The following is a 3,729-nucleotide window of genomic DNA, read 5'->3' as shown; positions in this document are numbered from 1 at the left end:
GTGTGACTTGCGCCGGACGTCGATTATTACTATAGAGAAAGTGACTGAGACAAAGTTGGCAGCCACTTACTTCGATGAGTTTTTAAAGAACGAACGACAAATGGCGTTAGTGACCGCATCAAGAAGAGAAATAGCGTCGAAAAAACATCAAGCACTCAAGGTCTGACAACCAAAAAACCATTAACTTCCCTCTGTGCGAAATCCATTTTTTCAAGCAGCGGGTTCTCATAATCACTATATATCGCTAAATACTCCCTAGGCGAAAACCTGATTAAATTATCGGTTAAATTACCTCCAAGCAAGAGCATTACTACCCTTTCGTAATTTTCGATAATAGAGCGTAGATCTGTCCCTCCGCGCACTGCCTGAGCTTGTTTTAACTCATTTGATATTTCTCGCAACAAACCTATCAGATCAGTCTCTTTCATCTAGCCCCCTTTATATAGCGCTATCCTGAGGCGTTTTCAAAATTTATGACCTACCCATTGCAATGCGGTAAATGAGTGGAGAGTGAAGAGAGCAACTAAGACAAAGGCTTGTAGCCACTCACAAAACTAGATTTTAAAGAACTTATTTAACTCTACAGATTACACCCAACTCCGCTTACACCATTAGAACGCTTTGAAAGCTCGCTCAGCGCATGTGAAAAAAACCACTGATTCCATTTCAGCAGCTCATACTACAAAGGTGAACGCTTCCACTTATCGTCATAACCCAAACTTTCTTTCTTCTTAATTTTCCACTCACCAGTTTTACAAACCATGACTATCCGCGATGTAACCTCTACCCCAACAGTTTGTTGTATCTGAAAAACGACTTCATCGCCACTCATAGAAATGACCTCTACAACGTCAGACTGCGGATCGTACGTGGGCGGATTAACACAACCCAAGTCTATCAAACGACCAAAATTACTTTTATTTTTAAAAGCAAATTTATTTAGTATACTTTCCAGCCTACTCCCAAAAGAAACTTTTACTTCAGGACCATCCCCTTCTCCGGCTAAATTCTCTTTTCGAATCTTGAAAAACTCTGCTTCCCAAGAATTCATTTCGGCCAAAAAATTGTTTACACGCTCTAACGCACGCAATGAAATTTCTTTATCAGCCATATCAGCTCCAAAATATCTCTTTGAATATTTTACTGGCAACTCGTCGACTTAGCTGAAACGGCGCATTGAATCACCAGATATCTAATGACCGTCCTTATTGAAGAGCGAAATACACCTCGACAAAATTTGAAAGACCCCCACTAAAAATTAAATAACAACTATTTTATCCTTAACCAAACCAACAGGCCAACGACCAGAATAATATAATTTTATTATCGCCAACCATCGATCACCAAGCCCATAATAACTTTCAGACACATATTGCCTAAAGGCAAAACACACCGCGTTTCTTGCCGCAAGGTTAAAATCATGCGGCGTGCAAATGAACTTGTTCTTATCAATAGTTTTAGCAACCGCCATTACTGCCTTATTCACTTTCATTCGCATAGCGACTAGATCTGAAGGCGGCTTAGGAATATCATAAAACGGATCGGGTTGAGCTGGGGATGTGGGCAGCCACTCAACACCCTCATAGCATCCATCAAACTCAGACTCAGACGGCTCTAAAAAAACCTTCCGAACGCTTTCTATATATAAAAAATCATTATCTTTAGACCCAACACTCCCCATACTTGAGAAAAACTCAAACCCTTCTATTTTTTTACACTCTTCATCAATATCAATCATATTACAATCTCAGATCAGTTATTGTGCCAGGCGGCAGATCCTTCCCCCCTATTCCACCGCAGCATAATGATATTAAAAGAGCGCATCCATCAACTCTGTCACGGCCTTTCAAAATAGCCAAAGCGTTTATTGGCACAAGACGAACAGACTCAGGACATTTCACCCCACGGATCAAAAACAAACTCACTATCTATTGGTTTAAAACTCAAACCAGCCAACTTTTTCTCTGCCTCAACCTTAAACTCCTCGCTACAGACCCACTTCATAATTTCGATACAAACAAAAAAACTCTCACAAACTCCACTTTTTGCAGAGAACTGCCTTATCCAGCTATAAACTGGCACAGCAGGATGATACCGATTAAATACTGGCTCACTAGTATTTAAATCCTTTTCCAAAGAAAATTTAGACCCAGCCTGATCCAGTAACTCTACAGCATCCAGAGGGATAAAAATAAAATACTCACCACTGATCACTCCACTTGCAAGCTTTAGTTCAACCGGCACTGATCGATACCTAACATTTAAACTATCGCAGACTTCAAGAAAGCGTGCTGACACTAGATTGTGCGGAGACCCTAAAAAATCCACATCAAGCGTTTTTATTGTTCGATCCAACACTTTAAATTTATAAACCCTCTCCACAACAACACTTTCTACTCCAGGATCAAACTCATCCCACTCCCACTCATCACAATTGAACTCACCTGAGATAAATTCAGGCTGACCGCATGACGCTCCACAAAAATCAACCAAATAAAAAATTTCTGCACTCATAATAGTCGCGCTGTAATTTTGTCTACAGCGTATTTTCCGCTTTCCAACCTTTCACGTGCCATTCGCTGCACCCTACCCACCCCCAAAAGCCCCCCTACCGTCATACCAGATAACCTACACGTCACTCGCCATCCGCAACATTAAAGATCTTTAATAGACTGCCTGACAGAGTCACAAAAAAAATCTTCAAAACTTTTGGAAATGACATTTTTCTCGCCATCTCTTTTAAATGAAAGCTCCGTCTCCACCACTACAGGCTCTCCTGCCTCTCCAATGCTAGAAGTATCAATTGAATATATAGGGCCATATCCTGAAGACTTAATGACGATCATTCCATTATCGGCATCACCAAGAGATCGTGCGTTTTTTGTAGCAAATATAACGCTAGGGATTGCGGTAGCGGCCAACCCGCTCTTAGTAACCCCATAGTACGTCTCACCGGCAAATGACAAAGCACCAAACCTCTTAAGAAACAACTTGTACGAATCCGGAAAACCAACCCCCAATTCTTTTTCAAACTCAGCTATCAGGGAGTCGCTAGCGCCACCTGCATATGCAGGATCTTCACCAGATGCATTAATCTCAGCCTCAATCAAATCAATATAGCTCATACTTCAGACTCCGAAATCCAATGATCTTTCCTTCCAGTAACTTTTCTTCCATGTATTAAACGGCCCACGATTCATACTCTTGGGTGCGCTATTATAAAGCCGTCTAATACCATCCGACCCAACCCAACTTTTATCCCACTGATTAGAGTACATATGCAGCACTCGATCATTTTTTGAGTGAAAACTGCTGAGGATTTCTGCCATTGAGCCAGGTTCGTCTTGGGTAAGGTGGTGGAGATTCACTTCGCTTCCGTCTTTTCCTATTGGCGCATCCCCTTTGCTCATCCTTTGAACGTTTGTCCTTCCCAAATCATCAACGTAGTTGGGATCAAAAATATCATTTCTTTGGTACACCTTTCGACCGGCTACGTTTTTAGCAGCCCAGCAGCTCCACCCCAGTGGATCGGTCCAACTTCCTGTGTTTGGAGCATAGCGATACAGGTTAAACCCGCCAGATAACCCAATCGGATCCTGCGTTACAAACCGCCCCACCTCCGGATCGTAATACCGAAACGTGTTGTAGTGCAGCCCCGTCTCATCGTCAAAATACTGCCCCTGAAACCGCAGATTCTGCTCGACATCATTGACCGCCAGCCTTTCAACA

The 3,729-nt window shown here is 42.2% G+C and carries 6 protein-coding genes; all 6 read right to left on the bottom strand.

Going from position 1 to position 3,729, the window contains the following annotated elements; translation table 11 throughout:
- Window positions 1-155: 155 nt before the first annotated feature.
- Window positions 156-428 (bottom strand): hypothetical protein, encoded by a 273-nt coding sequence (locus ACM6IT_RS23085; RefSeq protein ID WP_056724197.1) that lies wholly within the window; start codon window positions 426-428, stop codon window positions 156-158.
- Window positions 429-679: 251 nt separating this feature from the next.
- A complete protein-coding gene (locus tag ACM6IT_RS23080; RefSeq protein WP_414918755.1) occupies window positions 680-1,111 on the bottom strand; it encodes an NTF2 fold immunity protein in 432 nt (143 codons plus the stop codon).
- Window positions 1,112-1,258: 147 nt separating this feature from the next.
- Entirely contained in the window at window positions 1,259-1,738 is a 480-nt protein-coding gene (locus ACM6IT_RS23075) for a hypothetical protein (RefSeq protein WP_236709742.1), read from the bottom strand.
- Window positions 1,739-1,887: 149 nt separating this feature from the next.
- Window positions 1,888-2,514: a hypothetical protein gene (locus tag ACM6IT_RS23070; RefSeq protein ID WP_414918754.1), complete on the bottom strand. Its 627-nt coding sequence runs from the start codon at window positions 2,512-2,514 to the stop codon at window positions 1,888-1,890.
- Between the two features lie 140 nt (window positions 2,515-2,654).
- A complete protein-coding gene (locus ACM6IT_RS23065) occupies window positions 2,655-3,125 on the bottom strand; it encodes an SMI1/KNR4 family protein (protein WP_056724198.1) in 471 nt (156 codons plus the stop codon).
- Window positions 3,126-3,128: 3 nt separating this feature from the next.
- On the bottom strand, window positions 3,129-3,729 hold a 601-nt coding region (locus ACM6IT_RS23060), incomplete at its 5' end, for an RHS repeat-associated core domain-containing protein (RefSeq protein ID WP_414918753.1).

This window comes from Pseudomonas sp. IT-P4 (genome assembly GCF_949767755.1).
GTDB classification, from domain to species: domain Bacteria; phylum Pseudomonadota; class Gammaproteobacteria; order Pseudomonadales; family Pseudomonadaceae; genus Aquipseudomonas; species Aquipseudomonas monachiensis.
Note: the sequence above shows the minus strand (reverse complement) of the source record. Positions and strands in the feature narration are given on the sequence as shown.